Raw genomic sequence first — 26,379 nt, 5'->3', positions numbered from 1 at the left:
GGCCAGATCCTCAACGATGCAGCCACATACGAAGAGCCGACAGAAGCTGTTCGGTATTGACCGGCTTCGCCAGGTAGTCCGAGGCGCCCGCTTCCAGGCATTTCTCGCGGTCGCCCTTCATCGCCTTGGCCGTCAGCGCCAGGATCGGCAGCCGCCGGAACCGGGGTTCCGAACGGATGACCTGCATCGTCTCATAGCCGTCCATTCCAGGCATCATGATGTCCATCAGCACGATCGCGACAGAGGGTTCGTTGTTGATGACGTCGATGGCTTCGCTGCCGGTCGTCGCGGTCAGCACCTTCATTCCCCGGCGTTCGAGGACACTGCTCAAGGCGAAGATGTTGCGGGCATCGTCATCGACGAGCAGGACGGTTTCACCGACCAGATCCTCATCCGAGCTGTGCAAATCCCGCAGAGTTGCCTGCTTTGCGGCCGGCAGGTCGGCGACGACCCGGTGCAGGAACAAGGCCGTCTCATCCAGAAGGCGCTCAGGCGACTCGACGCCCTTGACCACGACGCTGCGGGCCATGCTGTGCAGCGTCGCGTCTTCCTCGGCGGAAAGCTCCCGGCCGGTGAACACGACCACCGGCACCTCGCCGATCTCGGCGTCGTCGCGAATCTGCTCCAGCACGTCGAAGCCGGACATGTCGGGAAGGGAAAGGTCGAGCACCACGCAGTCGGCGGCATTATGCCGAAGGACGGCGAGAGCCTCCGATCCGGAGCCGACGCTGGTGATATCGATGTCGTCATGTCCGAGAAGGGCGGTGACGCTCAGACGCTCGGCCTCGTTGTCTTCCACGAGCAGCAGATGCTTGCGGCGCGGCTGCGCATAGGCCTTCAATCGCGACAGCGCCTTGCCAAGCCCTTCCGGCGTCGTCGGCTTGCTCATGAACGCGAAGGCGCCGCGGGTCAGACCATGCTGGCGATCCTCGTCGAGGCTGATGATCTGGACTGGAATATGCCGCGTCTGCGGATTCTGCTTGAGCTGGCTGAGTACGGTCCAGCCAAGCATGTCGGGCAGGAAGATGTCGAGCGAGATCGCCGCCGGCCTGTAGTCCTGGGCGAGTGCGAGCGCATCGCTGCCGCGCATCGCCACCAGAACCTTGAAGCCGTTGTCGCGGGCGAGATCCACCAGGACGCGAGCATAATGCGCATCGTCCTCGACGACGAGCAGCACCGAGTCGCCGGCTGCTATCTGGTGGCGATCGTCTTCGACATGTTCGGCAGGTTTTTCGGCCCGGCGGCTGGCGGCCGCTTCGGCGAATTCCACGACATTTGCCGGCGGAACGGACTTCGGCGCAACCGCGCCGGCGCCGACATAGGTGAGCGGCAAGTAAAGGACGAAGGTGCTGCCAACCCCGGGCGTGCTGCGCAGCTGGATCTCACCGCCGAGGAGGTTTGCCAGTTCGCGGCTGATCGCCAGGCCGAGGCCCGTGCCGCCATATTTGCGGCTCGTCGAAGCATCCGCCTGCTGGAAGGCCTCGAAAATGATGCGCTGCTTTTCAGGCGGTATGCCGATGCCGGTATCGACGACTTCGAAGGCGATCACCGAAGGCGCGTGCTTGAGCGAGGGATGATCGGACGACCAGCCGCTCGTTGCCGCAGCGACGCGAAGCGTCACGCCGCCCTGCGCGGTGAACTTGAAGGCATTCGACAGCAGGTTCTTGAGGATCTGCTGCAACCGCTTCGAATCCGTGATGAGGCTCTTTGCGACATCGGCGCCGACATCGACTGCGAAAGACAGGTTGCGGTTTTCGGCCTCGTGCCGGAATGGCCGCGCCATCATCTCGAGCAGATTGCTGACGAAGATCTCCTCGGCATCGACCGAGACCGTTCCGGACTCGATCTTCGACAGGTCGAGAATGTCGCTGATGAGGTTCAGCAGATCGGTGCCCGCGCCGTGGATCGTCTTGGCGAACTCGACCTGTTTTCCCGACAGGTTGCCATCCGGATTTTCTCCCAGCTGCTGGCCGAGGATGAGGATCGAATTCAAAGGTGTGCGCAGCTCATGCGACATGTTGGCGAGGAATTCGGATTTGTACTTCGACGTCAGTGCGAGCTCGGTTGCCTTTTCCTCCAGCGCGCGCCTGGCCTGCTCGATTTCCTGGTTCTTCGCCTCGACTTCGACGTTGCGTTCCTCCAGCTGCTGCGCCTTCTGCCCGAGTTGCTCGTTGGTCTGCTGCAACTCGCGCTGCTGCGTCTGAAGCTCGGCGGCAAGCTGCTGGGACTGCTTGAGCAGGCCTTCGGTCTGCATGGTCGCTTCGATGGAATTGAGGACGATGCCGATTGATGTCGTCAGCTGATCGAGGAAGGACAGCTGCAGCTCGGTGAATTCGCCGGCGGAGGCAAGCTCGATGACCGCCTTCACCTGGCCCTCGAAATGCACCGGCAGCACGATGGCGCTTCTCGGCAGGGTGGTGAACACCCCGGAACTGATTGGAACGACGTTATCGGGAAGGTCGGTGACCAGGATGCGGCGGGCGTCGCTGGCGCATTGCCCGACAAGTCCCTGGCCGAATTCGAGCCGGGCCGGATGCGCCGCCTCAACCCCTTGCGCATAGACGGAGAGCAGCGACAAGACCGGCTGCCGCTCGTCGGCATCCACCTGGTAGATGACCCCCTGATGGGCGCCGACCAGAGGTGCTAGCTCCGAAAGCAGCATCTTGCCGACCAGCGTCAGGTCGCGCTGGCCCTGCAGCATATTGGTGAAGCGCGCCAAATTGGTCTTCAGCCAGTCCTGCTCGGTGTTGCGCTCTGTGGTCAGGCGCAAATTGTCGATCATCGTGTTGATGTTGTCCTTGAGTTCGGCCACTTCGCCACGCGCGTCGACCTTGATCGAGCGCGTCAGGTCGCCCTTGGTGACGGCGGTCGCCACTTCGGCAATGGCGCGCACCTGCGTCGTCAGGTTGGCGGCCAGCAGGTTGACGTTGCCGGTCAAGTCCTTCCAGGTGCCTGCTGTGCCCGGAACATTCGCCTGACCGCCGAGGCGGCCTTCCACGCCGACCTCACGCGCCACCGTGGTCACCTGATCGGCAAAGGTCGCAAGCGTGTTGGTCATGTTGTTGATGGTTTCGGCAAGGGCGGCCACCTCGCCCTTGGATGCGACGGTGAGATTCTGCTTGAGGTCGCCGTTCGCCACCGCCGTCACCACCTTGACGATGCCGCGGACCTGCTCGGTCAGGTTGGCGGCCATGACGTTGACGGTGTCGGTCAGGTCCTTCCAGGTGCCGGCGACACCCGGCACCTGCGCCTGGCCGCCAAGCTTGCCTTCGGTGCCAACCTCGCGGGCAACACGCGTCACTTCGCCGGCGAAAGCATTGAGCTGGTCCACCATCGTATTGATGGTGTTCTTCAGTTCGAGAATTTCCCCCTTCACGTCGACGGTGATCTTGCGCGACAGGTCGCCGCGCGCCACGGCCGTCGTCACTTCGGCGATGTTTCGAACCTGGGTCGTCAGATTGGCGGCAAGCAGGTTGACGTTGTCGGTGAGGTCCTTCCAGGTGCCGGCGACGCCGGGAACGACGGCCTGGCCGCCGAGCCTGCCATCGGTACCGACTTCGCGGGCGACACGCGTCACTTCGCCGGCAAAGGAGCGAAGCTGATCGACCATGGTATTCAAAGTATCCTTCAGGAGCAGGATTTCGCCGCGCACGTCGACGGTGATCTTGCGCGACAGGTCGCCATTGGCGATCGCGGTCGCGACCTCGGCGATGTTGCGCACCTGCGCCGTCAGGTTGCCGGCCATCGAGTTGACGCTGTCGGTCAAGTCTTTCCAGGTGCCGGCGACACCGGAGACCTGCGCCTGGCCGCCAAGCTTGCCTTCGGTGCCGACTTCGCGCGCCACACGCGTCACTTCGCCGGCGAAGGCGTTCAGCTGATCGACCATCGTGTTGATGGTATTCTTCAGTTCGAGGATTTCCCCTTTCACGTCGACGGTGATCTTGCGCGACAGGTCGCCGCGCGCCACGGCGGTCGTGACTTCGGCGATGTTGCGCACCTGGCCGGTGAGGTTGGAGGCCATGGAATTGACGTTTTCGGTGAGGTCCTTCCAGGTGCCGGCGACGCCCGGCACCTGCGCCTGACCGCCGAGCTTGCCTTCGGTGCCGACCTCGCGCGCGACGCGCGTGACTTCGGAGGCAAACCGGTTCAGCTGATCGACCATGGTGTTCAGCGTTTCCTTGAGCTCGAGGATTTCCCCCGAGACCGACACCGTGATTTTCTTCGACAGGTCGCCATTGGCGATCGCGGTCGAGACTTCGGCAATGTTGCGCACCTGTGCCGTCAGATTGCCCGCCATGGAATTGACGCTGTCGGTCAGGTCTTTCCAGGTGCCGGCGACGCCAAGCACGTTCGCCTGGCCGCCAAGCCGCCCTTCCGTGCCGACTTCGCGCGCCACGCGCGTCACCTCGCCGGCAAAGCCGTTGAGCTGGTCGACCATGGTGTTGATGGTCTCCTTCAGTTCGAGGATTTCCCCCGACACGGTGACGGTGATCTTCTTGGAAAGGTCTCCCTGGGCGACGGCGGTCGCGACTTCGGCGATGTTGCGCACCTGTCCCGTCAGGTTGGAGGCCATGGAATTGACGCTGTCGGTCAGATCCTTCCAGGTGCCGGCGACGCCGCGCACATTGGCCTGGCCGCCAAGTCGCCCTTCCGTTCCCACTTCGCGGGCCACACGTGTCACTTCCGAAGCGAAGGCGTTCAGCTGGTCGACCATCGTATTGATGGTTTCCTTCAATTCGAGAATCTCGCCCTTCACGTCGACGGTGATCTTCTTCGACAGATCGCCATTGGCGATCGCGGTCGAGACCTCGGCGATGTTGCGGACCTGCGCCGTCAGGTTGCCGCCCATCGAGTTGACGTTTTCGGTCAGATCCTTCCAGGTGCCGGCGACGCCGCGCACATTGGCCTGGCCGCCGAGCCGGCCTTCCGTACCCACTTCGCGGGCCACGCGGGTCACTTCCGAAGCGAAGGCGTTCAGCTGATCGACCATCGTGTTGATGGTCTCCTTCAGCTCGAGAATTTCGCCTGACACCGTCACGGTGATCTTCTTCGACAGGTCGCCATTGGCGATCGCGGTCGAGACCTCAGCAATGTTGCGCACCTGTGCCGTCAGGTTCGAGGCCATGGAATTGACGTTGTCGGTCAAGTCCTTCCAGGTGCCGGCCACGCCCGGCACCTGCGCCTGGCCGCCGAGTCGCCCCTCGGTGCCGACTTCACGCGCCACACGCGTCACTTCGCCGGCAAAGCCGTTGAGCTGGTCGACCATCGTGTTGATGGTTTCCTTCAGTTCCAGGATTTCACCCGAGACGTCGACGGTGATCTTGCGCGACAGGTCGCCGCGCGCCACGGCAGTGGTCACCTGGGCGATGTTGCGCACCTGGGCCGTGAGGTTGCCGCACATGGCGTTGACGCTGTCGGTCAGATCCTTCCAGGTGCCGGCCACACCCGGCACCAGCGCCTGTCCGCCAAGCTTGCCTTCGGTGCCGACTTCGCGGGCGACGCGCGTCACCTCCGAGGCGAAGGACCTGAGCTGGTCGACCATCGTGTTGATCGCTTCTTTCAGTTGCAGGATTTCGCCGCGCACGTCGACGGTGATCTTCTTGGAGAGGTCGCCATTGGCAACGGCGATCGTCACCTCAGCGATGTTGCGCACCTGCGCCGTCAGGTTCGACGCCATCGAGTTCACGCTTTCGGTGAGGTCCTTCCAGACACCCGTCACTTCGGGCACCTGCGCCTGTCCGCCGAGCTTTCCGTCCGTGCCGACCTCACGGGCAACGCGCGTCACTTCCGATGTGAAGACGCTCAGCTGCTTGATCATCGTGTTGACGATATCGGCCGAGCGCAGGAATTCGCCTTTGAGCGCCCGCCCGTCGACATCAAGCGGCACGGTCTGCAACAGGTCGCCCTTGGCAACGGCCGTGATCGTCCGGGTCACGGCCGTCGTCGGCCACAGGAGATCGTCGATCAGGCCGTTGATCGATCCTTCCATCTCTGACCAGGAACCATCAGACAGGCCGAAGCGCACGCGCGTGCTCGTTCGCCCGTCCCGGCCGACGACCTGACCCACATGTTCGAGCTGCTGGGCCATGCGTTGATTGGCGGCAATGATGTCGTTGAGAGCGTCGGCGACCTTGCCGGTGACGCCTGTGAGATCCGACCGCATCCGCACGGAAAAATCGCCGCGCCTGACTGCGACAAGGACCTCCAGAAGCGCGCTGGCGTCGTCGAACGCCATCGTCTTGTGGTCGTGCCCATTGATGCTGTCCGGCGTGACGCTATCCCGCGAAAATTCACTGGCTTGATTACTCACGAAAATCCCCCCTGTTCGACTGGAGATAATTTAGTGCTCGAGTGGAAAAAGGGTATGGCCGGACCGCGCGGTTGTACAGACCGATATGTCCTGCCGTCAGCCGTAAACTTCGCCTGCGCGGGAACAGTTTCCCGCCGGCCGTCGTTTCCACCCCGAATGGAGAGCGACATGTCGAACGTCTCGAGAACAGGCAAGGAAGAGATCAACAACGCGACCAACCCGAACACGTTTGGAAAGTCGGTCGAGAGCCAGGCGCAAATCGAGGACGCGGCTGCGCAGGCGGCGTCCGGCGCTGGCGGCGAAATGCTCAACATCTACCGATTGGAGCCCATCGCGGCGCCTGACGATCCGCGATGGGACAATTCCCCGGGGCACGGTATTGTCATCGTCGCCGCCAGGACGGCGGGCGACGCCAGGATCGTCGCTGCGGCTCGTGAGCTCGACTTCATGGAAGTGGATGCGGCGCCCGCCGAGGATGTCACAACGGCCAATGCGAGCGCCTTTCGGGACGACAAGCTCTACACCGTCATCGAGATCGATCGGAACCGGCGCGATGTCACGCGCGGGATCGTCGACGGTGAAGTTACCGTCGACACGATCCGGCCGGTTCAACCGGACTGACGTAGCAATGTCCCGGCGCAATCGGCGATGCGCCGGAGCGTCATCAAGTGGCCCCTCGTTTCCTCGGAGCTCTTATGAACACGGCCAACCTTCAGCTCAAGGGCCTGATCATGGCAATGGCGTCGATATGCGACGCAATCGTCGAGAAGGACCTGCTCACCCGTCAGGAACTCAATGCCGCGCTCTCGAAAGCCAAGAAGGCCATCGAGGAGGACGACGACCATGAGCTCTCGGATGCCAACCGCGCCGCGATCCTGTTTCCCATACGAGTGCTGCTACTCGCCGAGGAGGCAAGCGGGAGAGGCGAACAGTTGACGTTTTCGGATTATGCCAAGCTCGTGGGAAAGATGAGCTGATGACCATGTTCGAGTCGCGGTCCCCGCTCCGCGCCTCAGTGGCAGGCTTAGATGGTCTGAAATCAGTCGAGCGGTTGCAACCGGCTCGGTCTGTTCCTCTGTAGATCCGCGATAGAAACCAACGCGTTGTTCGACGCGTGTCGGCGGGAACAATTCTCGTTCCGCACCTTTCTCGAAAATCCTTGTTGCAAATCAGTCGCAATTGCAGAATAGATAGGGGCAGACTTATCAGCAGCAATTGCCAATGCGTCGCATTTGCATCAGCGGACTGATTGCGGTCGACGCTGCGCCAAGGCGAGATCGGGAAACGATGGATGACGCAAAGAGAGAGGAAAGTTCATGCTTAGTCGAATGAGACGCCGGGTCGTAACCGGGCTGGCGGCCATCGCCGCACTCGGCGTGATGGCTGGCAGTGCCGCCGCGCAGGAGAAGTTCAAAGCTGTGACCACCTTCACCGTTATTGCCGACATGGCCAAGAACGTGGCCGGTGATGCGGCGATCGTGGAATCGATCACCAAGCCGGGCGCCGAGATCCATGAGTATCAGCCGACGCCCGGCGATATCCAGCGGGCGCAGGGCGCGCAGATCCTCCTGTCGAACGGGCTCAACCTCGAGCTATGGTTCCAGAAATTCTATCGGAATCTCAAGGATGTTCCCGACGTCGTGGTCTCGACCGGCGTCGAGCCGATGGGCATCAGCGAAGGTCCCTATAGCGGCAAACCCAATCCGCATGCCTGGATGTCGCCGAAGAATGCGATCATCTATGTCGACAACATCCGCGACGCCTTCGTCAAATACGACCCGAAGAACGCCGCGATCTACAAGGCCAATGCCGAGGCCTACAAGAAGGAGATCGAGGCGACCATCGCGCCGATCCGCGAGAAGCTCGATACCATTCCCGAGGACAAGCGCTGGCTGGTGTCGAGCGAAGGCGCATTCTCTTATCTCGCCCGCGACTTCGGCTTGAAGGAGCTCTATCTGTGGCCGATCAATGCCGATCAGCAGGGCACGCCACAACAGGTCCGCAAAGTCGTCGATGCCGTCAGGGCCAATAAGATCCCTGCCGTGTTCAGCGAGAGCACGGTGTCGGACAAGCCGGCCCGCCAGGTCGCCCGCGAGACCGGCGCCCGTTATGGCGGTGTTCTCTATGTCGACTCCTTAAGCGACGCTGACGGTCCCACGCCGACCTATATCGACCTGTTGCGCGTGACCTCCGACACTGTCGTCAAGGGCCTAGCCGAAGGCCTGTCGCAATGAATGCGATCGTCTCCCCGGTTTCCCCCGCATCTTCGGATGTGGGCGCCGGCATTTCCGTGAGGGATGCCACGGTCACCTATCGCAACGGCCACACGGCGCTGCGCGACGCCAGCTTCCAGACACCTACTGGCACCATCACCGCGCTCGTCGGTGTCAACGGTTCCGGCAAGTCGACCCTGTTCAAGGCGATCATGGGCTTCGTGCGTCTGGCCAGGGGGGAGATTTCGGTGCTCGGCATGCCGGTCGAACAAGCGCTGCGGAAAAATCTCGTCGCCTATGTACCGCAATCGGAAGAAGTCGACTGGAATTTTCCGGTGCTGGTCGAGGACGTCGTCATGATGGGGCGCTACGGCCACATGGGGATGATGCGAATACCGAAGGCGGCCGACCACGAAGCCGTGTCCAAGGCGCTCGCCCGCGTCAACATGAGCGAATACCGCAAGCGTCAGATCGGCGAGCTGTCCGGCGGCCAGAAGAAGCGCGTCTTCCTTGCTCGGGCGCTGGCGCAGGACGGTCGCGTCATCCTGCTCGACGAGCCTTTCACCGGTGTCGATGTCAAGACCGAAGAGGCCATCGTCAAGTTGCTCCGCTCGCTGCGCGATGAAGGCCGGGTGATGCTGGTCTCGACCCACAATCTCGGCAGCGTGCCGGAATTCTGCGACCGCACGGTGCTGATCAAAGGCACCGTATTGTCCTACGGACCGACAGACGAGACCTTTACGCAGGAAAATCTCGAAAGAACCTTCGGCGGCGTGCTTCGCCATCTCGTGTTGAATGGCTCCGGCGGCAAGCCATATCCCGTCGGCATCCTCACTGACGACGAGCGGCCGCTGGTCCTGCGGGAGGGCAAGCTGCTCGCGCCGGCCCCGGCGAACAAAAGCGATGGACAAGCCTGATGGCCGGCATTCTCGAACCCTTCACCTATGACTATATGCTGAACGCCATGTGGGTATCGGCTCTTGTCGGTGGTGTCTGCGCCTTCCTGTCCTGTTACCTGATGCTCAAGGGCTGGTCGCTGATCGGCGACGCACTTTCCCATTCCATCGTGCCGGGTGTCGCTGGCGCCTACATGATCGGACTTCCCTTCTCGATCGGCGCCTTCTTCTCCGGCGGCCTGGCTGCCGCAGCGATGCTCTTCCTCAACCAGCGCACCAAGCTGAAGGAGGACGCCATCATCGGCCTGATCTTCTCCTCATTCTTCGGGCTTGGCCTGTTCATGGTATCGCTCAGGCCGACTGCAGTGAACATCCAGACGATCGTGCTCGGCAATATCCTCGCGATCACGCCCGAAGACACGCTCCAGCTTGCCATCATCGGTTTCGTTTCGCTCGCCATCCTGCTGGTGAAATGGAAGGACCTGATGGTCGTTTTCTTCGACGAGACCCATGCCCGTTCAATCGGACTTAACCCGACGCGGCTCAAGATCATGTTCTTCACGCTGCTGTCGGCATCGACGGTCGCGGCACTCCAGACCGTCGGCGCCTTTCTCGTCATCTGCATGGTGGTGACGCCGGGCGCGACGGCTTACCTGCTGACGGATCGCTTCCCGCGGCTGCTCGTCATCGCCGTGGCGATCGGGGCAGCGACCAGCTTCATCGGCGCCTATGTGAGCTATTTCCTCGACGGCGCGACCGGCGGCATCATCATCGTCCTCCAGACGCTGATCTTCCTTGTCGCCTTCTTCCTGGCGCCCAAGCACGGAATGCTGGCAAGCCGGCGCAGAGCCGCACAAGCTCTGGAGGTATCCCCATGAATGGTCTCACCGCCCTGCTGGCGCCGTTCCAGTTCGATTTCATGATCAACGCCCTGATCATCTCGGTGCTGATCGCCATCCCGACCGCGCTGCTCTCCTGCTTCCTTGTGCTCAAGGGCTGGGCGCTCATGGGAGACGCCATGAGCCATGCCGTATTCCCAGGCGTGGTCATCGCCTATATCGCGGGCTTTCCCTTCGCCATCGGCGCCTTTGCAGCCGGGATGGTCTGTGCGCTTGCCACCGGTTTCCTCAAGGATAACAGCCGCATCAAGCAGGACACGGTGATGGGCATCGTGTTTTCGGGCATGTTCGGGTTCGGCCTGGTTCTCTATGTGAAGATCCAGTCCGAGGTGCATCTCGACCACATCCTCTTCGGGGACATGCTCGGCATCGGGTTTCCCGACATCGTGGAGACGGGAGCCGTTGCGATGCTGACGGCCACCATCATCGCCGTCAAGTGGCGTGACCTGCTGCTGCATGCGTTCGATCCGGCGCAGGCCAGAGCGGTCGGACTGAGGGTGAATCTCCTTCACTATGGCCTGCTCTGCCTGCTCTCCTTGACGATCGTGGCAGCACTCCGGTCGGTCGGGATTATTCTCGCCATTTCGCTGCTGATCGCACCAGGCTCCATCGCTTATCTGCTGACGCGCCGCTTCAGTGCGATGCTCGCTCTGTCGGTCGCAATCGCGGTGGTCATGGCCTTTGCCGGCGTCTATCTTTCCTTCTTCATCGATAGCGCACCCGCTCCGACCATCGTTCTTCTGTTCGCGATCGCCTTCGTTGGAGCCTTCCTCCACGCCACCCGCAAGACCGCGCGCATCGAAACGAGCGAGGCAACCTGAGGAGCCGGCGTTGCCCGGCGCATGTGCTCTGCTCTCGAATTTTGCGATAAGTTGATTTATTCTGTCTTGTTTTCTGGCTACTCCCAAGGCTATACCCCGGCCGCATACACTCACGCACCGGGGATTTCTTCGTGACCAGCCTCAAATCAATTCTGGCCGCCTGCGGCCTTGCCGCCCTGATCGGCTTTGCCGCAAATCCATCTTTGGCCGGTTCGACGACCTACCCGTTGACGCTGGACAACTGCGGTGCTGAGGTAACTTTCAAGAAGGCGCCCGAGCGGGCGATCGGCCTCGGCCAGAACAGCGCGGAAATCCTGCTGTTGCTCGGCCTCCAGGACAAGATGGTCGGCACCGCCTTCTGGCCGAGCAAGGTCCTGCCGCAGCTCGCCGAGGCCAATGCCAAGGTCAAGCTCCTGACCGTCGAAATGCCGACCTTCGAGTCGATCCTCGCCGAAAATCCCGACTTCGTGGCGGTGGCCTTGCCGAGCCTGGTCGGGCCGAACAGCAAGGTCGCCAAGCGCGACGATTTCGACAAGGTCGGTGTCGCCACCTATCTCTCGCCCAGCACCTGCCTCAGCACCAAGGACGTCAAGGACCAGTACGGCAGCCGCGGCGAGCTGTGGAACATGGATCTTCTCTACAAGGAGATCGACGAACTCTCTGAGATTTTCGACGTCGCCGACCGCGGCCAGGCGCTGATCGCCGACTTCAAGGCGCGTGAGGCCAAGCTTCGCTCCGGCGTTTCCAAGGACGGCGTGAACCTGTCCTATGTCTTCTGGTTCTCCAGTCCCAGCCCGTCGGCCGATGCCTATGTCGGCGGCAAGAACAGCGCCTCCGGCTTCATCGCCGACCTGCTCGGCGGGCATAATGCGATATCAGCGGAAGCCGAATGGCCGACGATCGGTTGGGAAGGCATCATCGCCGCCAATCCTGACGTGATCGTCGTGGCCAGCCTCGACCGTAACCGTTGGGAACTCGACAAGCCGGAGGCCAAGATCAAGTTCCTGAACACCGACCCGGCCGTCAGCCAGACCCCAGCCGTCAAGAACAAGGCGATCGTCGTCATGGACGGCCAGGCGATGAACCCGACCATCCGCACGATCTACGGCGCCGAGCAGGTGGCCGAGCAGCTGAAGGCTCTCGGTCTGCTGAAGTGACGGAAGCGGGCAGTCTCTTCCGGCAGCTGGGAGCGGCCACCGCACTGCTGCTCGCCTCCCTCTGCCTCATCGCTGTCGCCGTCGGCGTCAGCGTCGGCATCGGCGACCTGCCGATCCCGCTGGCGACCACTTTTTCGGCCGTCACCAACCGGCTCGGATGGACCGCGGTCGAACTGAACCGCATCCACGAGACCGTCATCTGGGATTATCGCCTGAGCCGCGCGCTCGTCGCCGCCTTCTGCGGCGCGGGCCTTGCGCTGTCGGGCGCGATCATGCAGTCGCTGCTGCGCAATCCGCTTGCCGAACCCTATGTGCTCGGCATCTCCGCCGGCGCCTCCACCGGCGCCGTCGCGATCGTCATCTTGGGCGTCGGCTCGGGCGCGGTATCGCTATCGGCCGGCGCCTTTGCAGGGGCCTTCGCGGCCTTCTTCTTCGTCGCACTGTTGTCGAACGGCACGCGCGGCGGCGCGGACCGCACCATTCTCGCTGGCGTGGCCGCATCGCAGCTCTTCAACGCCTCGACCTCCTATATCGTCACCACCTCGGCCAATGCGCAGCAGGCCCGCGACGTCATGTTTTGGCTGCTCGGCAGTTTTGGCGGCGTGCGCTGGCCGGAATTCGCGCTGGTTTCGATCGTCGTCGGGTTCGGCCTCGCCGCCTGTCTGTTCTATGCGCGCGTGCTCGACGCCTTCGCTTTCGGCGACGAGGCGGCATCCTCGCTCGGCGTCAATGTCGGCCGCGCCCGCATGGTGCTCTTCGCGCTGACCGCAATGATGACGGCGACGATCGTCAGTATGGTTGGCTCCATCGGCTTCGTCGGCCTCGTCGTGCCGCATGTCGCCCGCTTTGTCGTCGGACCGCTCCATATCCGGCTGCTGCCGGCCTGCGCCATAACAGGGGCGATTTTCATGGTGCTCGCCGACATCGCCGCGCGCGCCCTCATTCCCAACCAGATCCTGCCGATCGGCGTCGTCACGGCCCTGGTCGGCGTTCCCTTCTTCTCCCTCATCCTCTACCGGTTCCAGCGCGCGACATGAGCATCAAGGCCGACAACCTCACCTGGAAAATTGGCAGGAAGACCATTCTGGACGGCGTCTCCCTGGAGGCGCAGCCCGGCCGGATGCTCGGCCTGCTCGGGCCGAACGGCTCGGGCAAGACCTCGCTGCTCAGGCTTCTCGCCGGCCTGAAGCGGCCGCATGCCGGCCGCGTCACGCTCGACCGCAGCGATATCGGCACGATCAACCGCCGCTCGATCGCCCGGCGCATCGCCTTTGTCGAGCAGCATGCCACGACGAATGCCAATCTGAAGGTGGTCGACGTCGTCAAGCTCGGAAGGTTCCCGCACCGGTCGATGTTCTCGGGCTGGACCAAGGCCGACGAAGAGGCGGTCGAAAGTGCGCTCGCGCGCGCCGGCATGGCGGAGAAACGCGACGATCGCTGGCAGAATCTCTCGGGCGGCGAAAAGCAGCGCACCCATATCGCAAGGGCACTCGCTCAGTCGCCGCAGGAGCTGATCCTCGACGAGCCGACGAACCATCTCGACATCCAGCACCAGATCGGCCTGATGCGGCTCGTCTCCGGCCTGCCGATCACCAGCATCGTCGCTTTGCACGATCTCAACCATGCCGCCATGTTCTGCGACCAGCTGATCATCATGCAGCAGGGCAGGATCGTCGCCACCGGCGCACCGCAGGACGTATTGAGCGAGGCCCTTCTGCGCGACGTCTTCTCCGTCGAAGCCCGCATCGAAGCCTCACCCTATCACTCGCGCCCGCATATCCATTATCTCAGGTGAGAGCGTCTCAGGTCACGATCTGCAGCGGCAAAGCGGTCGTCTTTTTCAGTGTCTTGAGGACGATGCTTGACTTGACCGACGCCAGATTGTCGGTGACCCGGATCATTCTTTCGAGAAACTGGCTGAGATGTTCGAGGTCGCGCGTCATGACCTTCATCAGAAAGTCGGCGTCGCCGGTCTGCGAATAACACTCCAGGATCTCCGGCGCGGTCTCGATGAAGCGATGAAGCCGCTCGTTGCCGCCTTCCGTATGTGCTCTCAAGCTGACGAGCGTATGGGCAACGACGGTAAAACCCAGTTTCACGGGATTGAGGATGGCGACGACACTCTGGATATATTGCTCGTTGCGCAGCCTTTCCAAACGGCGAGCGCATTGGGTCGCAGAGAGATTGACCTTCTGAGACAGCTCGCTCTGCGTCACCTCGCTGTTTTGCTGGAGGGCGGCAAGCAATTTGATATCGAATGGGTCAAGCATGACCGCCCTCCTCGAACGGTGAATTTCTGCACATCATAGCCATATCGCGCCGATTGTCTGCATGATGGCGCGGTTTCAGGGAGATAATCGCAGAAATTCGTCGTGAAAGTTCAGCTAGTCTGCGAGCCAGAATTCAAGAAACGAGGTGGACTTGTGTTTGACGAACTGAACAGTCGGCCGGCCGACAGCCTGCTTGCACTCATCAAGGCCTTCCAGGCCGACGATCGCCCCGGAAAAATCGACCTTGGCGTCGGCGTCTATCGTGACGCCATGAGACGCACGCCGGTGATGCGTGCCGTCAAAGCGGCGGAACAGTTTCTCCTGGAGACCCAGGACAGCAAGAAATATCTCGGGCCGGAAGGCGACCTGCAATTCGTGCGCCTGCTGCAGCCCATCATCTTCGGAAAATCGCCAACGTTTACGCAACGCCTCGTCGGCATTCAGACACCCGGTGGAAGCGGCGCCTTGCGTCTCGGGGCCGAGCTTATCCAGGCGGCAAATCCATCGGCGAAGGTTCTGCTCGGGACGCCAAGCTGGCCAAATCATGCGCCGATCTTCAGCTCGGCGCGCTTGCCGGTAAAGGAGTACGCCTTCGTCGACCTGGCGTCGCAGCAGGTGATATTCGAAAGCGTGATCGACGCCTTGTCTTCCGCTCGGGAAGGCGACGTCGTTCTCCTTCACGGTTGCTGCCATAATCCGACCGGTATCGACTTCACCATGGAACAGTGGCTAGAGATTACCGAGCTCCTTGTCGCGCATCGGCTGGTGCCGTTCATCGATCTCGCCTATCAGGGGCTTGGCGACGGCCTCGAACAGGATGCTGCGCCAGCACGCATGGTCCTCGACGCAGTCGATGAGGCGCTGATCGCCTATTCCTGCGACAAGAATTTCGGTCTCTATCGCGAGCGTGTCGGCGCGCTCTATGTCATGGCCCGCAATGGAGATGACCTGAGGAAAGCCGAAAGCAACATGGCGGCACTTGCCCGTGTGAACTGGTCCATGCCGCCCGACCATGGCGCCGCCATCGTCAGGACCATTCTCGAGAGCGCCGAGATGACGGCCATGTGGTGCGCCGAGCTCGAAGAGATGTGCCAGCGTGTCAACGGCAACCGGGCAGCGCTCGCCGCCGCCTCCCCTGATCTGGCCTTCATCGCCCGGCAGCGCGGTCTGTTCTCCAATCTCGCCATGTCGAAGGATACGGCCGTAGCGCTCAGAGCGAGCCACGGTATCTACATGGCGGATTCCGGGCGCATGAACCTTGCCGGCATGCAGCCGGCCGACGCCGGCGCCATTGTCGCGGCGCTTCGAGCCGAAGGCTGCCTGAAATCATCGGCAGTCGCCTAGCCGAACGCCCGCATTGGAGTCTTCAGATGAGCAGGAAAGAAACGACCGGTCAGGCGATGACCCGTTCCCTCGTCGCCCATGGGATCGACACGGTCTTCGGCATCCCCGGCGCCCACATGTATGATTTCAACGATGCCCTTTACGGCGCCGGCGATAAGGTTCGGTTCATTCACACCCGGCACGAGCAGGGCGCCGGCTACATGGCTTACGGCTATGCCAAGTCCACCGGCCGGATCGGCGCCTATACCGTCGTGCCTGGGCCGGGCGTCCTCAATTCCGGCGCAGCTCTCTGCACCGCTTATGGCGCCAACGCGCCAGTGCTTTGCATTACCGGCAACATCATGTCCCATTTGATCGGTCAAGGCAGAGGGCAGTTGCACGAATTGCCGGATCAGCTCGCCACGATGCGCGGAATCACCAAGACGGCGGAACGCATCAATCACCTGTCCGAAACCGGTCCCGTCATGGCCGGGGTCGTCAGTAAAATGCTCTCGGGCCGCCAAGGTCCGGGAGCGGTCGAAGCGCCATGGGACGTGTTTGGACAATCCGGCCCTGAAATCGACCTTCCCGTCGGTTCGAGAGCGCTTTCTCCGGTCGTGAACCCCGATGCGATCGCCGCCGCAGCGGCACTGATTTCAGGTGCCAAGAACCCGATGATCATGGTCGGCGGCGGTGCGGCAGATGCCGGCGCCGAGATCGCAGCACTTGCAGAACTGCTGCAGGCCCCCGTCACCGCCCATCGCTCCGGCAAGGGCATCGTCGCTGACGACCATCCGAACTATCTGAATTTCGTCGCCGCCTATGAATACTGGAAGAAGGTGGACGTCCTGATCGGCATCGGCAGCCGGCTCGAATTGCAGTTCATGCGATGGAAGTGGCTGCCCAAAGGTCTCAAGGTCATCCGCATCGATATCGATCCGACCGAAATGGTCCGCCTCAAGCCCGATGTGGGCATCGTCTCCGATGCCAAGGCGGGAGCACAGGCTCTGCTCGATGCCGTGGCAGGTTCCAGCCGCGAGGATCGCACACGCGAATTTGCCGAACTCAACGCAGAGGCCAGGTCTCGCTTCTCGGCAGTGCAGCCGCAGCTCGCCTATCTCGATGCCATCCGCGAAGCTCTGCCAAGGGACGGCTTCTTCGTCGAGGAAATCTGCCAGATGGGCTTTACCGCCCGATTTGCATTCCCGGTCTATGGCCCTCGCCAATACGTCACATGCGGTTATCAGGACAATCTGGGTTTCGGCTTCAACACGGCCTTGGGCGTCAAGGTCGCTCATCCCGACAAAGCCGTTATTTCCATTTCCGGCGATGGCGGCTTCCTGTTCGGCGTTCAGGAACTTGCCACAGCCGTCCAGCACAAGATCAATGTCATCGCTGTCGTCTTCAACAATTCTGCCTTTGGCAACGTGCTGCGCGACCAGAAGCAGGCGTATAAGGGCCGCTATCTTGGCTCGGACCTCACCAATCCGGATTTCGTCGCCCTTGGCGAGAGCTTCGGCATTCGCGCGTTCAGGGTGACGAGCCCCGGCGCATTGAAAGACGCGCTCGAGAAAGCCCTATCACTCGACGAACCCGTTCTCATCGAGGTTCCGGTCGAGAAGGGATCCGAGGCGAGCCCCTGGCCTTTCATTCATGCGGCTCCACATGCCGAATGATGCCAAACGACCGCGAAGCCGCAAGGGACTGAGACCTCGTCAAGGCGACGGCCCCTGCAGAAACATCGTCGACAGCGGCGGCAGCGTCAGCGACAGGGAGACGGGCCTGCCGTGGGCCGCCACGGGTTCAGTCGACACCGCGCCATTGACCAGACCCGAGCCGCCATATTCCCGTGCATCGGTCGTTATCCGTTCGATCCACACACCGTCGCTCGGCACACCGATCCTGTAACCGTAGCGCGGCACCGGCGTGAAATTCGACACGACCAGGAACGACGAAGCACGGGCGGGCGCGTAACGGAGCATCCCGAGAACGGAATTGACGGCGTCGTCGGCTGCCGCCCATTCGAAGCCCTCCGGGTGAAAGTCGCCGAACTGCAATGCCGGCTCTTGCCCGTAAAGCCTGTTCAGATCCCGCACCAGCCGCTGGATCCCGACATGCTGGGGCCGGTCCAGCACATCCCAGGTCACCGAACCGTCATGGTTCCACTCGCCCGGCTGGGCGATTTCGCTGCCCATGAACAGAAGCTTTTTGCCGGGATGGCCCCACATGAAGGCAAGATAGCTGCGCAGATTGGCGAATTTCTGCCATTCGTCGCCCGGCATCTTGGTCAGCAGCGAGCCCTTTCCGTAGACGACCTCGTCATGGGAAATCGGCAGCATGAAGCGCTCGGAATAGGCATAGATCATCCCGAAAGTCATCGTACCGTGGTGATAGCTCCGGTAGACCGGATCCTTCTCGATGTAGCTCAGGCTGTCATGCATCCAGCCCATGTTCCATTTAATGTCGAATCCGAGTCCTCCCTGCTCCGGCGGTTTCGTCACTCCGGGCCAGGCCGTCGATTCCTCGGCGATCATCATCGCGTGCGGGCAGCGCTCGTGAATGATGCTATTCAGGTGCTTGAAGAATTCGACCGCTTCCAGGTTTTCGCGACCGCCATATTGGTTGGGAATCCACTCGCCCTCGTTGCGGCTGTAGTCGCGGTAAAGCATCGAGGCAACCGCATCGACCCGCAAACCGTCGATATGGTAACGCTCGAGCCATTCGAGCGCGCTGGCGATCAGGAACCCTTTCACCTCGTTGCGGCCGAGATTGTAGATCAGCGTGTTCCAGTCGCGGTGAAAGCCTTCGCGCGGATCTTCGTGCTCGTAGAGTGCGCTGCCGTCGAAGCGAGCAAGCCCCCAGACGTCTGTGGGAAAATGGGCCGGCACCCAGTCGAGGATGACGCCGAGCCCGGCGCCATGGCACCGGTCGACGAAATAGGCGAGATCCTCAGGCGTTCCGTATCGGCCGGTGGGCGCAAACAGGCCGAGCGGCTGATAACCCCAGGAGCCGCCGAAGGGATGCTCCATGATCGGGAGGAGCTCGATATGGGTAAAACCCATGTCGCGGGCATAGGGAACGAGCCGCTGGCTGAGCTCGACCCAGTCGAGTGACCTGTTGCCATCCTTTTGATCGCGAAGCCAGGAGCCGGCGTGCACCTCGTAGACGGAGAATGCGCCCTCCAGTCTGTCTTGCAGGGATCGGCCCTTCATCCAGCCGTCATCGCTCCATCGAAACGGCGTCGACGATGCGACGATGGATGCGGTCGACGGGGCGGCCTCGCTCGCCCTTGCCACCGGATCGGCCTTCTGCGGCAGGCAGGTCCCCTGCGCGTCGACGATCTCGAACTTGTATCTTTCGCCGGGGGCGAGGCGCGGAACGAACAGTTCCCAGACGCCCGCCGACGGTCTCAGCCGCATCGGGTTTCGCCGCCCGTCCCAGGCATTGAAGTCGCCGACGACCGAGACACGGCGCGCATTCGGAGCCCACACGGCAAAGCGGACCCCTGATATGCCGTCGATCGACATCGCCATAGCGCCGAGCGTCCGGCTCAGGCTGTAGTGGGTGCCTTCCGATATCAAATGGAGGTCGAGTTCTCCCAGCAGCAGGCCGAAACTGTAGGGATCCTCGGTGATCTGGACGGCATCCGGCCAGGTGATCCGCAGCCGATATCCCGTCCTCGACGCGGCCACTGCCGCAAACAGGCCGGACGGATGGCCGATGCTGAAAGGCGTCACCACCCGACCGCTCGCCGCCTCGATGAGATCGACCGCTTCGGCGCCGGGCAGGTAGACCCGCACGATCGTCATGCCACCGCTTTCGTGGGGACCGAGGATCGAAAACGGATCGCCATGATGTCCCTCGATCAGGGCCCATAACGCATCCTGTCCGATGCCTGATAGAAGTTCCGAACGTTCAACATTCATGCCTTCACCCCCGCCAGACGCGATACGATTTCGGTAAAGCCGGATAATGGGATCGGAAGCCATTTCGGCCTGTTGCGGGCTTCATAGGCGATCTCGTAGGCGGCCTTTTCGAGAAGAAAGGCATCGAGAACCCTCCGTCTTTGATTGGCTGGCATGTCAAGCTCCTTCGATACGGAGACCGCCTGCGAATAGGCATCGAGAAAGGCCTCCTCGGCATGGCGCCCGAAGCGGGCGATCGCCTCGCGCCGGACTTCGTTCTCGTGTTCGATGACTGCGTCGTTATCGAGTTGGGCGGTGGCCACGAGATAGCTCAGCGATCTCAAAAGCCCGGCGACATCGCGCAGCGGGTTGGTCTTGGCGCGGCGCTCGGTCAGGTTTTTCGCGGGTTCCCCCTCGAAGTCGATGATGACGGCATCGCCCTCGCTGACGAGGATCTGGCCAAGATGGAAATCGCCATGCGTGCGCGTCATCAGCGTATGCCGGGCGCTCGCCGCCAGCGTCGCGGCGAGCTCGGCGAGTTCGGAACGGCGCTTGAGAAGCGGTGCTGCGAGCAGGTCGATCGCCGGATCGGCGTTCTCCTCGCGTTCGGCAAGTTTCGACAGGGCATAGGCAACCTCGTCGGCAACGGCGTTCTTCATCGCCTCGACCTCGCTGTTGCCTGCGACCACCGGACTGAAGGCTTCGTCATCGGTCTCCCCGGCGAGTACGACATGCAGTTCGCCGAGCCGGAGGCCGACCATCGCGACGAAACTGATCAGCGACCGGAAGACGTCGTCGCCGGGCTGGACGGCCGGGTCGTTCAGCACGAGTTCGTCCGCCCCACGGCGCAGATTGTTCAACATCCAGTTCCAGGCGTCGCCTTGATTGCGGATCGCGCCCTGGACGATGATCAAGGTCGAACGGCGTCCGCTGGAATCGGTGTGCGCGACCTCGCCGAGCAGGGGCGCCGTGTGGTCATAGCCGGCGCGGGTGAGATAGCGCGTCATCTCGACCTCCGGATGGATACCCGGAAAGATGTGCCTGATCAGCTTGATCATCGCGAGGTCGCCGACGATCAGCGAACTGTTGGACTGCTCGGCCGAAAGCCAATGGACCGCAAGGTCGTCAGTGACTTCAAGGCGATCGAGCCGCTCCGTGCCGAGAAATTCGAGGGTGCCGGTGCGGCCGGTGATGCGCGAGCGGTCGCGAAGTCCGCGCAGGATGCCGCGCGCCATCGCCTCCACGGCAAATCCATCCGTCAGGAAGCCAACGCGCCTGCCCTGGCGAATCCGTCCGAGCGCCAGTTGCTGGGTCAGCGCGGAGGGTTGCGCATCGTCCCAGGCGACCGCCAGCGGCAGTTGATAAGATTCGCTATGGTTCGGCAGCACGGCTTCCAATTCACCGAGAACGATGCCGTCGGCGAACGGGATCGGCGTTGCGGAGATCAGACGTGCTGCCTGAAGCGCCTGGTCCTTCGCCCCGAACCACCGCCGTTTCGCGAGATAGGCAGGCAGGATTTCAGTGCTGAGGGCGCGCGCAAGCTTGGGTTCATCGACAAGATCGAGCAGGCCGCGGCGGATGACCATCGTCACCAGATCTGGAAGCTGCTCCGGCGGCGCGGTGCGCCATGCCGGCGGGTCGGCATCGGCCTCCAATTGGAACCAGAAGAAGCCGTAGGGCGGCAGCGTCAGCAGATAGGTCAGTTGACCGATCGGCGGAAAGGGTGACATGCCGGTCAGTTCGATGGGCACGCGGCCCTCGAAGCTCGACAGGTCGAGTTCGACGGCCTGGGGCAGCCGCGAGAGGTTTGCGACGCAAAGCAGGGTCTCGTCTTCATATTCCCGGAGATAGGCAAGGATCTTGCGGTTCTCCGGTGAGAGGAACCGCAGCGAACCACGTCCGAAAGCCGGATGCCTGCCGCGTAGCGCCAGCATTTTGCGCGTCCAGTTGAGCAGCGAATGCGCGTCCGTGCTCTGCGCCTCGACGTTGACGGCCTCGAAACCGTAGAGCGGATCGGCGACCGGCGGCAGGACGAGACGCGCCGGGTCTACCCTGGAGAAGCCGCCATTGCGGTCCGGAGACCATTGCATCGGCGTCCTCACCCCATCCCGGTCGCCGAGATAGATATTGTCCCCCATGCCGATCTCGTCGCCATAATAGATCACCGGCGTTCCCGGCATCGACAGAAGCAACGCGTTCATCAGTTCGATCCGCCGGCGGTCGCGTTCCATCAGCGGCGCCAGGCGCCGCCTTATGCCGAGATTGATGCGGGCGCGCTTGTCGGATGCATAGGTCTCCCAAAGATAGTCCCGCTCGGCGTCGGTCACCATTTCGAGCGTCAACTCGTCGTGGTTGCGAAGGAAGATCGCCCATTGGCAGTTGTCGGGAATCTCCGGCGTCTGACGCAGGATGTCGGTGATCGGGAACCGGTCCTCCTTGGCGATCGCCATATACATCCGTGGCATCAGCGGGAAGTGGAAGGCCATGTGGCATTCGTCGCCGTCCCCGAAATATTCGCGCGTGTCCTCCGGCCACTGATTGGCCTCGGCAAGCAGCATCACGCCGGGATGGGTGGCGTCGAGAGCGGCGCGAATGCGTCTGAGGATTGCATGGGTTTCCGGCAAGTTTTCGTTGATCGTTCCCTCGCGCTCGACGAGGTAGGGGATCGCGTCGAGACGAAATCCGTCTATGCCGGTTTCCAGCCAGAAGCGCATCACCCTCAGCAATTCCTCCATGACGAGGGGGCTGTCGAAATTCAGGTCGGGTTGATGGGAATAGAAGCGGTGCCAGTAATAGGCGCCGGCAACGGCGTCCCATGTCCAGTTGGATTTTTCCGTGTCGATGAAAATAATCCGCGTTTCCGGAAATTTCTGATCGGTATCCGACCAAACGTAGAAGTCGCGCTCCGGTGATCCCGCTGGCGCCTGGCGGGCGCGCTGGAACCAAGGATGCTGATCGGAGGTGTGGTTGATGACGAGCTCGATGATGACGCGGATATTGCGCTGGTGAGCAGCATCGACGAAGGCGCGGAAATCCTCCACCGTCCCGTAATCGGAGCTGACATTGCCATAATCGGCAATGTCATAGCCGTCGTCGCGGCGCGGAGAGGGAAAGAACGGCAGCAGCCAGATGGCGTTGACGCCGAGGGCCGCAATGTGATCGAGCTTCTGGTGCAGGCCGGCAAAATCGCCGACCCCGTCGCCATTGGCGTCGTAGAACGACTTGATGTGCAGCTGGTAGATGATCGCATCCTTGTACCACAGCGGCTGGTGCGAGCCATCGGCATTCATCGCGTCCATTCATGCCTCCCTTGAGCGAATACGCCAGATCGCATAGGGCAGGACCTCGGGGTTGAACCCGATGCTCTGCCATTTCCCGGTCCACTTGAAACGATGCCCGACGATCAGATCTTCGGCATCCAGCGTGCCGCCGTCTCCGAGCGACCAGTGCCAGAGCGGCAGTTCGACGTCGCTTTGCTGGAAATTGTAGGGGTCGAGGCTGATGGCGATCAGCAGGACATTGTCGCGGGCACGGCTTGCCTTCTCGAAAAACAGGATATTGTCATTTCGCGCATTCAGCAGCGTCAGCCCGAGATGCGAATGCAGCGCGGTGTTTTCGGTCCGGATGCGGTTGAGCGTCCTGATTTCGGCAATGATATTGCCCGGCCGGTCATAGTCCCAGGCACGGATCTCGTACTTCTCGCTGTCGGCATATTCCTTGCGTTTAGCGTCAGGACGCCCCTCGCAAAGTTCGAAACCGTTGTAGACGCCCCACAAACCCGACAGGGTGGCGGCAAGGGCTGCGCGGATCAGGAAGGCCGGACGTGGCGCATTCTGCAGGAAATCCGGATTGATATCATGGGTGTTGACGAAGAAATGCGGGCGGAAGAACTCCTTCGCCGGCGTCTCGGTCAGCTCTCGCATATATTGCTCGAGCTCCCATTTGGCATTGCGCCAGGTGAAGTAGGTGTAGGACTGGGAGAAGCCGATCTTTGCCAGCCGGTACATGACCTTCGGCTTGGTGAAGGCCTCCGACAGGAAGACGACATCGGGATGACGCGCCCTGATATCGCCGATCAGCCATTCCCAGAACGGAAAGGGTTTGGTGTGCGGATTGTCGACGCGAAACAGCTTGACGCCCTGATCCACCCAAAGCTGGACGACATCCCTGAGCTCCACCCATAACGAAGGCAGCGCGTCTTTCGTGTAGAAATCGACGTTGACGATATCCTCGTATTTCTTCGGCGGGTTTTCGGCATATTTGATCGTGCCGTCGGGACGCCAGTCGAACCAGCCGGGGTGCTCCTTCAGCCAGGGGTGATCCGGCGACGCCTGGATCGCGAGGTCGAGAGCGATCTCCAGACCATGCCGGCTTGCCGCCTCGACCAGCCGGCGGAAATCCTCGAACTCGCCGAGCTCGGGATGGATGGCATCGTGGCCGCCGTCCTCCGAGCCGATGGCATAGGGGCTTCCGGGATCGCCCGGCGCGGCTTTCAAGCTGTTGTTACGGCCTTTCCGGTTGGTCGAACCGATCGGATGAATCGGCGGGAAATAGAGCACGTCGAAGCCCATATCGCGGATGGCGGGCAATCTGGGGATGACGTCGTCGAAAGTGCCGTGCCGGTCCGGATCGCCGCTCTGCGAGCGCGGGAAGATCTGATACCAGCTGGCAAAGGCGGCCGCCTTCCGTTCGGCATCGACGGTGCTTGCCTCTGAGCGAAGCCGAAACGGCCGGCTGTCCGCCCTGTCCATCAATCCGGATGTCCCGGCATCGAGCAGGATCGCCGTGCGCTCGACATCGGACGCCCTTTCGAGACTGTCGGCGAGGGCCTTCAATTCGGTGCGGAGCGCAGCAGCCGCATGCGTCTCAGCCGAGCGGACGAGGTTCAGCCCCTCCTGCAGTTCGAGCTTCAGGTCCAGCCTGGCATCGTTCTTCTTCGTCAGTTCGTAACGAAAGATCGCAAACGGGTTTTTCCATGCCTCGATGGCAAATTCGTAGCGTCCGGTGCGCTCCAGCAGGAATTCGGCGCGCCAGCGGTCGTTTTCGACCAGTTGCATCTCCGTCTCGTTCCAGTCCGCAGCATCGACCGGCCGCCAGAGCAGGACTGCGACGAGCGGGTCGTGGCCGTCGGCAATTATATCCGCCTCGACGGCCACGATGTCGCCGACCACCCGCTTGACCGGAAAGCGTCCGTCGTCGACCCTCGGCATGATGTTTTCGATGGCGAGCCGCGCCGACGCGACCGCCTGCTCGATCTCGAGGATCGGCTGGGATGTGATCGGCGACGGCGCCTTACATTCAACCACCCGGGCCTCCCCTGCCCGCAGCCGCAGCGGCGCGCCGTCGGCCGCGACGGGAAGAAAACCGGAAGCCGCTTCGCGAAGGGCCGTCACCGGCGCGGGTGCGCTCTTCCGAAGATCCCTATTGAGCAGGATGAAGCGTACATTCTCGGCGCTGCGCAGGTCTTCCGCCTCGGACTGCAGAAGTGCCGAGACCGGGCCATTGGCGTTGCGGATCAGCCGCAGCGATGCGGCACGCGCATGAGGGTTCTTGCCGATCTCATTGTTTGCAAGGCGAATTTCGGAGGAAAGATCAAAAGCGAGGTCATGGCGCATCCCTCGCAAGCCGGCTCCATTCCCATGGGTCGGATCGAGTGGCGTGGTTGCACCATATTCGAAGCCCATCGGAACCATCAGGCCGCCGCCGAGCGAGGCAGCAAGACGCAGCGCCCTGACCGCGCGCCGTTCGAGGACTTCGCGGCTCTCGGTTCCGTGCGCGATCCGCCGGGCGAATGGCGGCTCCGGAAAAGCGATCTGCCAGCCGAGCGGTGCCTGGACGCGGCATTCTTCGATGAACCATCTCTCGTCGAGATCCCACCAGGCCATCGATGAAAAACATCCATCGAAGCCTGTATCCCTGACCGCGTCCCTCACGCCAAAATCAGTACCGGGCGTCCAGGCGAGAAATTGCGCGTCCGCCTTCTCCTGGACTGCCGAAATCAGCGATCTGAAAATCGCCGGCGCGACGCGATCAATCCCGAGCGTCCGGTAACCGGCGAGGCCGAGCTCGGTCAGCAACCGCAGCCGTTCAGTCCATTCCGCCAACAGCTGCGATTGGCGCTCTGCGCCCATCGCGGATATCGGGTCCTCGGGGTCTAACGGCGAGCGCCGGGGGTCGACGGGATGAAAGCCCGCTTGGGAAGCCCGGACTTTGCCGTCGAGCATCAAGTCCATCATCAAGGCGACACCGCTCTTGCGGGCAGCCTCCGCCAGAAGCCCCACTCCATCCTCGACCTCGCGTCCGAGCGACAGTTGAGGATCGAGGCAATCCAGATCTTGGGAGGCGAAGACGCTGCGCTTCCCGCCCCGGTCGAAGAGAGGTGCGGTCAGCACACGGTCGAAGCCCATCTCCGCCGCATGGTCGAAAACCTCGCGCCACGCATCGACACCCTGAAGAAGGAGTGGATTGACATAATAAATCCGGGGTGGGGTGCTCAACACACCCTGGTTCGCAGAGAATAACATCGTCCGCCGCCTCGAGTTGGTTTAGAGGCAAACTTTTTTTGGCGGCGGTTGTTCCACTAAA

16 protein-coding genes are annotated in these 26,379 nt (G+C 62.1%); 11 read left to right on the top strand and 5 right to left on the bottom strand.

The genetic code is table 11. From position 1 onward, the window contains the following. Positions 1-10: 10 nt before the first annotated feature. A complete protein-coding gene (locus tag EEQ99_RS21660; protein WP_097543750.1) occupies positions 11-6,310 on the bottom strand; it encodes a HAMP domain-containing protein in 6,300 nt (2,099 codons plus the stop codon). A gap of 156 nt (positions 6,311-6,466) precedes the next feature. Between EEQ99_RS21660 and EEQ99_RS21655 the strand changes: the two genes are divergently transcribed. The 9 genes from EEQ99_RS21655 to EEQ99_RS21615 all read left to right on the top strand — a co-directional run bounded on the left by EEQ99_RS21655 (position 6,467) and on the right by EEQ99_RS21615 (position 14,091). After that, on the top strand, positions 6,467-6,931 hold the full coding sequence (locus EEQ99_RS21655; RefSeq protein ID WP_080759940.1) for a hypothetical protein: 465 nt from the start codon (positions 6,467-6,469) through the stop codon (positions 6,929-6,931). Positions 6,932-7,005: 74 nt separating this feature from the next. Next, positions 7,006-7,287, top strand: a complete 282-nt coding sequence (locus EEQ99_RS21650; RefSeq protein WP_048338452.1) for a hypothetical protein — start codon at positions 7,006-7,008, stop codon at positions 7,285-7,287. Positions 7,288-7,626: 339 nt separating this feature from the next. Further along, the gene (locus tag EEQ99_RS21645; protein WP_127431086.1) at positions 7,627-8,544 is read left to right on the top strand and encodes a metal ABC transporter substrate-binding protein; all 918 of its coding nucleotides are present in this window, start codon (positions 7,627-7,629) and stop codon (positions 8,542-8,544) included. Beyond that, the gene (locus tag EEQ99_RS21640; protein WP_048338450.1) at positions 8,541-9,440 is read left to right on the top strand and encodes a manganese/iron ABC transporter ATP-binding protein; all 900 of its coding nucleotides are present in this window, start codon (positions 8,541-8,543) and stop codon (positions 9,438-9,440) included. The genes EEQ99_RS21645 and EEQ99_RS21640 overlap by 4 nt, the downstream gene beginning before the upstream one ends. Next, positions 9,440-10,297 (top strand): iron/manganese ABC transporter permease subunit SitC, encoded by an 858-nt coding sequence (gene sitC / locus EEQ99_RS21635; protein WP_132574993.1) that lies wholly within the window; start codon positions 9,440-9,442, stop codon positions 10,295-10,297. The genes EEQ99_RS21640 and sitC overlap by 1 nt, the downstream gene beginning before the upstream one ends. Beyond that, positions 10,294-11,139: a metal ABC transporter permease gene (locus tag EEQ99_RS21630; RefSeq protein ID WP_127431085.1), complete on the top strand. Its 846-nt coding sequence runs from the start codon at positions 10,294-10,296 to the stop codon at positions 11,137-11,139. Before sitC ends, EEQ99_RS21630 begins: the two co-directional genes overlap by 4 nt. A gap of 131 nt (positions 11,140-11,270) precedes the next feature. Then, the gene (locus EEQ99_RS21625) at positions 11,271-12,296 is read left to right on the top strand and encodes an ABC transporter substrate-binding protein (protein WP_127431084.1); all 1,026 of its coding nucleotides are present in this window, start codon (positions 11,271-11,273) and stop codon (positions 12,294-12,296) included. Next, a complete protein-coding gene (locus EEQ99_RS21620; protein WP_048338447.1) occupies positions 12,293-13,333 on the top strand; it encodes a FecCD family ABC transporter permease in 1,041 nt (346 codons plus the stop codon). Before EEQ99_RS21625 ends, EEQ99_RS21620 begins: the two co-directional genes overlap by 4 nt. Further along, positions 13,330-14,091, top strand: coding sequence for an ABC transporter ATP-binding protein (locus EEQ99_RS21615; RefSeq protein WP_047618897.1), 762 nt, complete (start codon positions 13,330-13,332; stop codon positions 14,089-14,091). The genes EEQ99_RS21620 and EEQ99_RS21615 overlap by 4 nt, the downstream gene beginning before the upstream one ends. 7 nt (positions 14,092-14,098) lie before the next feature. On the opposite strand, the gene EEQ99_RS21610 is transcribed toward EEQ99_RS21615, so the two are convergent. Beyond that, positions 14,099-14,566 (bottom strand): Lrp/AsnC family transcriptional regulator, encoded by a 468-nt coding sequence (locus EEQ99_RS21610; protein WP_048338445.1) that lies wholly within the window; start codon positions 14,564-14,566, stop codon positions 14,099-14,101. A gap of 153 nt (positions 14,567-14,719) precedes the next feature. Here EEQ99_RS21610 and EEQ99_RS21605 point away from each other — a divergent pair, with 153 nt between their 5' ends. Both EEQ99_RS21605 and EEQ99_RS21600 read left to right on the top strand, forming a co-directional pair. Further along, the gene (locus EEQ99_RS21605) at positions 14,720-15,910 is read left to right on the top strand and encodes an amino acid aminotransferase (protein ID WP_127431083.1); all 1,191 of its coding nucleotides are present in this window, start codon (positions 14,720-14,722) and stop codon (positions 15,908-15,910) included. Between the two features lie 26 nt (positions 15,911-15,936). Continuing rightward, positions 15,937-17,565 (top strand): thiamine pyrophosphate-dependent enzyme, encoded by a 1,629-nt coding sequence (locus tag EEQ99_RS21600; protein ID WP_127431082.1) that lies wholly within the window; start codon positions 15,937-15,939, stop codon positions 17,563-17,565. Positions 17,566-17,604: 39 nt separating this feature from the next. Here the strand turns inward: EEQ99_RS21600 and glgB are convergent, their stop codons facing one another. Genes glgB through EEQ99_RS21585 form a run of 3 tightly spaced genes read right to left on the bottom strand, consistent with a single transcriptional unit; the run spans position 17,605 to position 26,318 of the window. Next, complete coding sequence (glgB, locus tag EEQ99_RS21595; RefSeq protein ID WP_127431081.1) at positions 17,605-19,815, bottom strand: 1,4-alpha-glucan branching protein GlgB; 2,211 nt, start codon at positions 19,813-19,815, stop codon at positions 17,605-17,607. Continuing rightward, positions 19,812-23,093 carry a maltose alpha-D-glucosyltransferase gene (gene treS, locus EEQ99_RS21590; RefSeq protein WP_127431080.1) on the bottom strand — a complete coding sequence of 1,094 codons (3,282 nt, stop codon included), beginning with the start codon at positions 23,091-23,093 and terminating at the stop codon, positions 19,812-19,814. The genes glgB and treS overlap by 4 nt, the downstream gene beginning before the upstream one ends. Next, a complete protein-coding gene (locus EEQ99_RS21585) occupies positions 23,094-26,318 on the bottom strand; it encodes an alpha-1,4-glucan--maltose-1-phosphate maltosyltransferase (RefSeq protein ID WP_127431079.1) in 3,225 nt (1,074 codons plus the stop codon). Positions 26,319-26,379: the final 61 nt, after the last annotated feature.

Source organism: Rhizobium anhuiense (genome assembly GCF_003985145.1).
Taxonomy (GTDB): Bacteria; Pseudomonadota; Alphaproteobacteria; order Rhizobiales; family Rhizobiaceae; genus Rhizobium; species Rhizobium anhuiense.
This window is presented reverse-complemented; position numbering and strand designations above follow the sequence as displayed.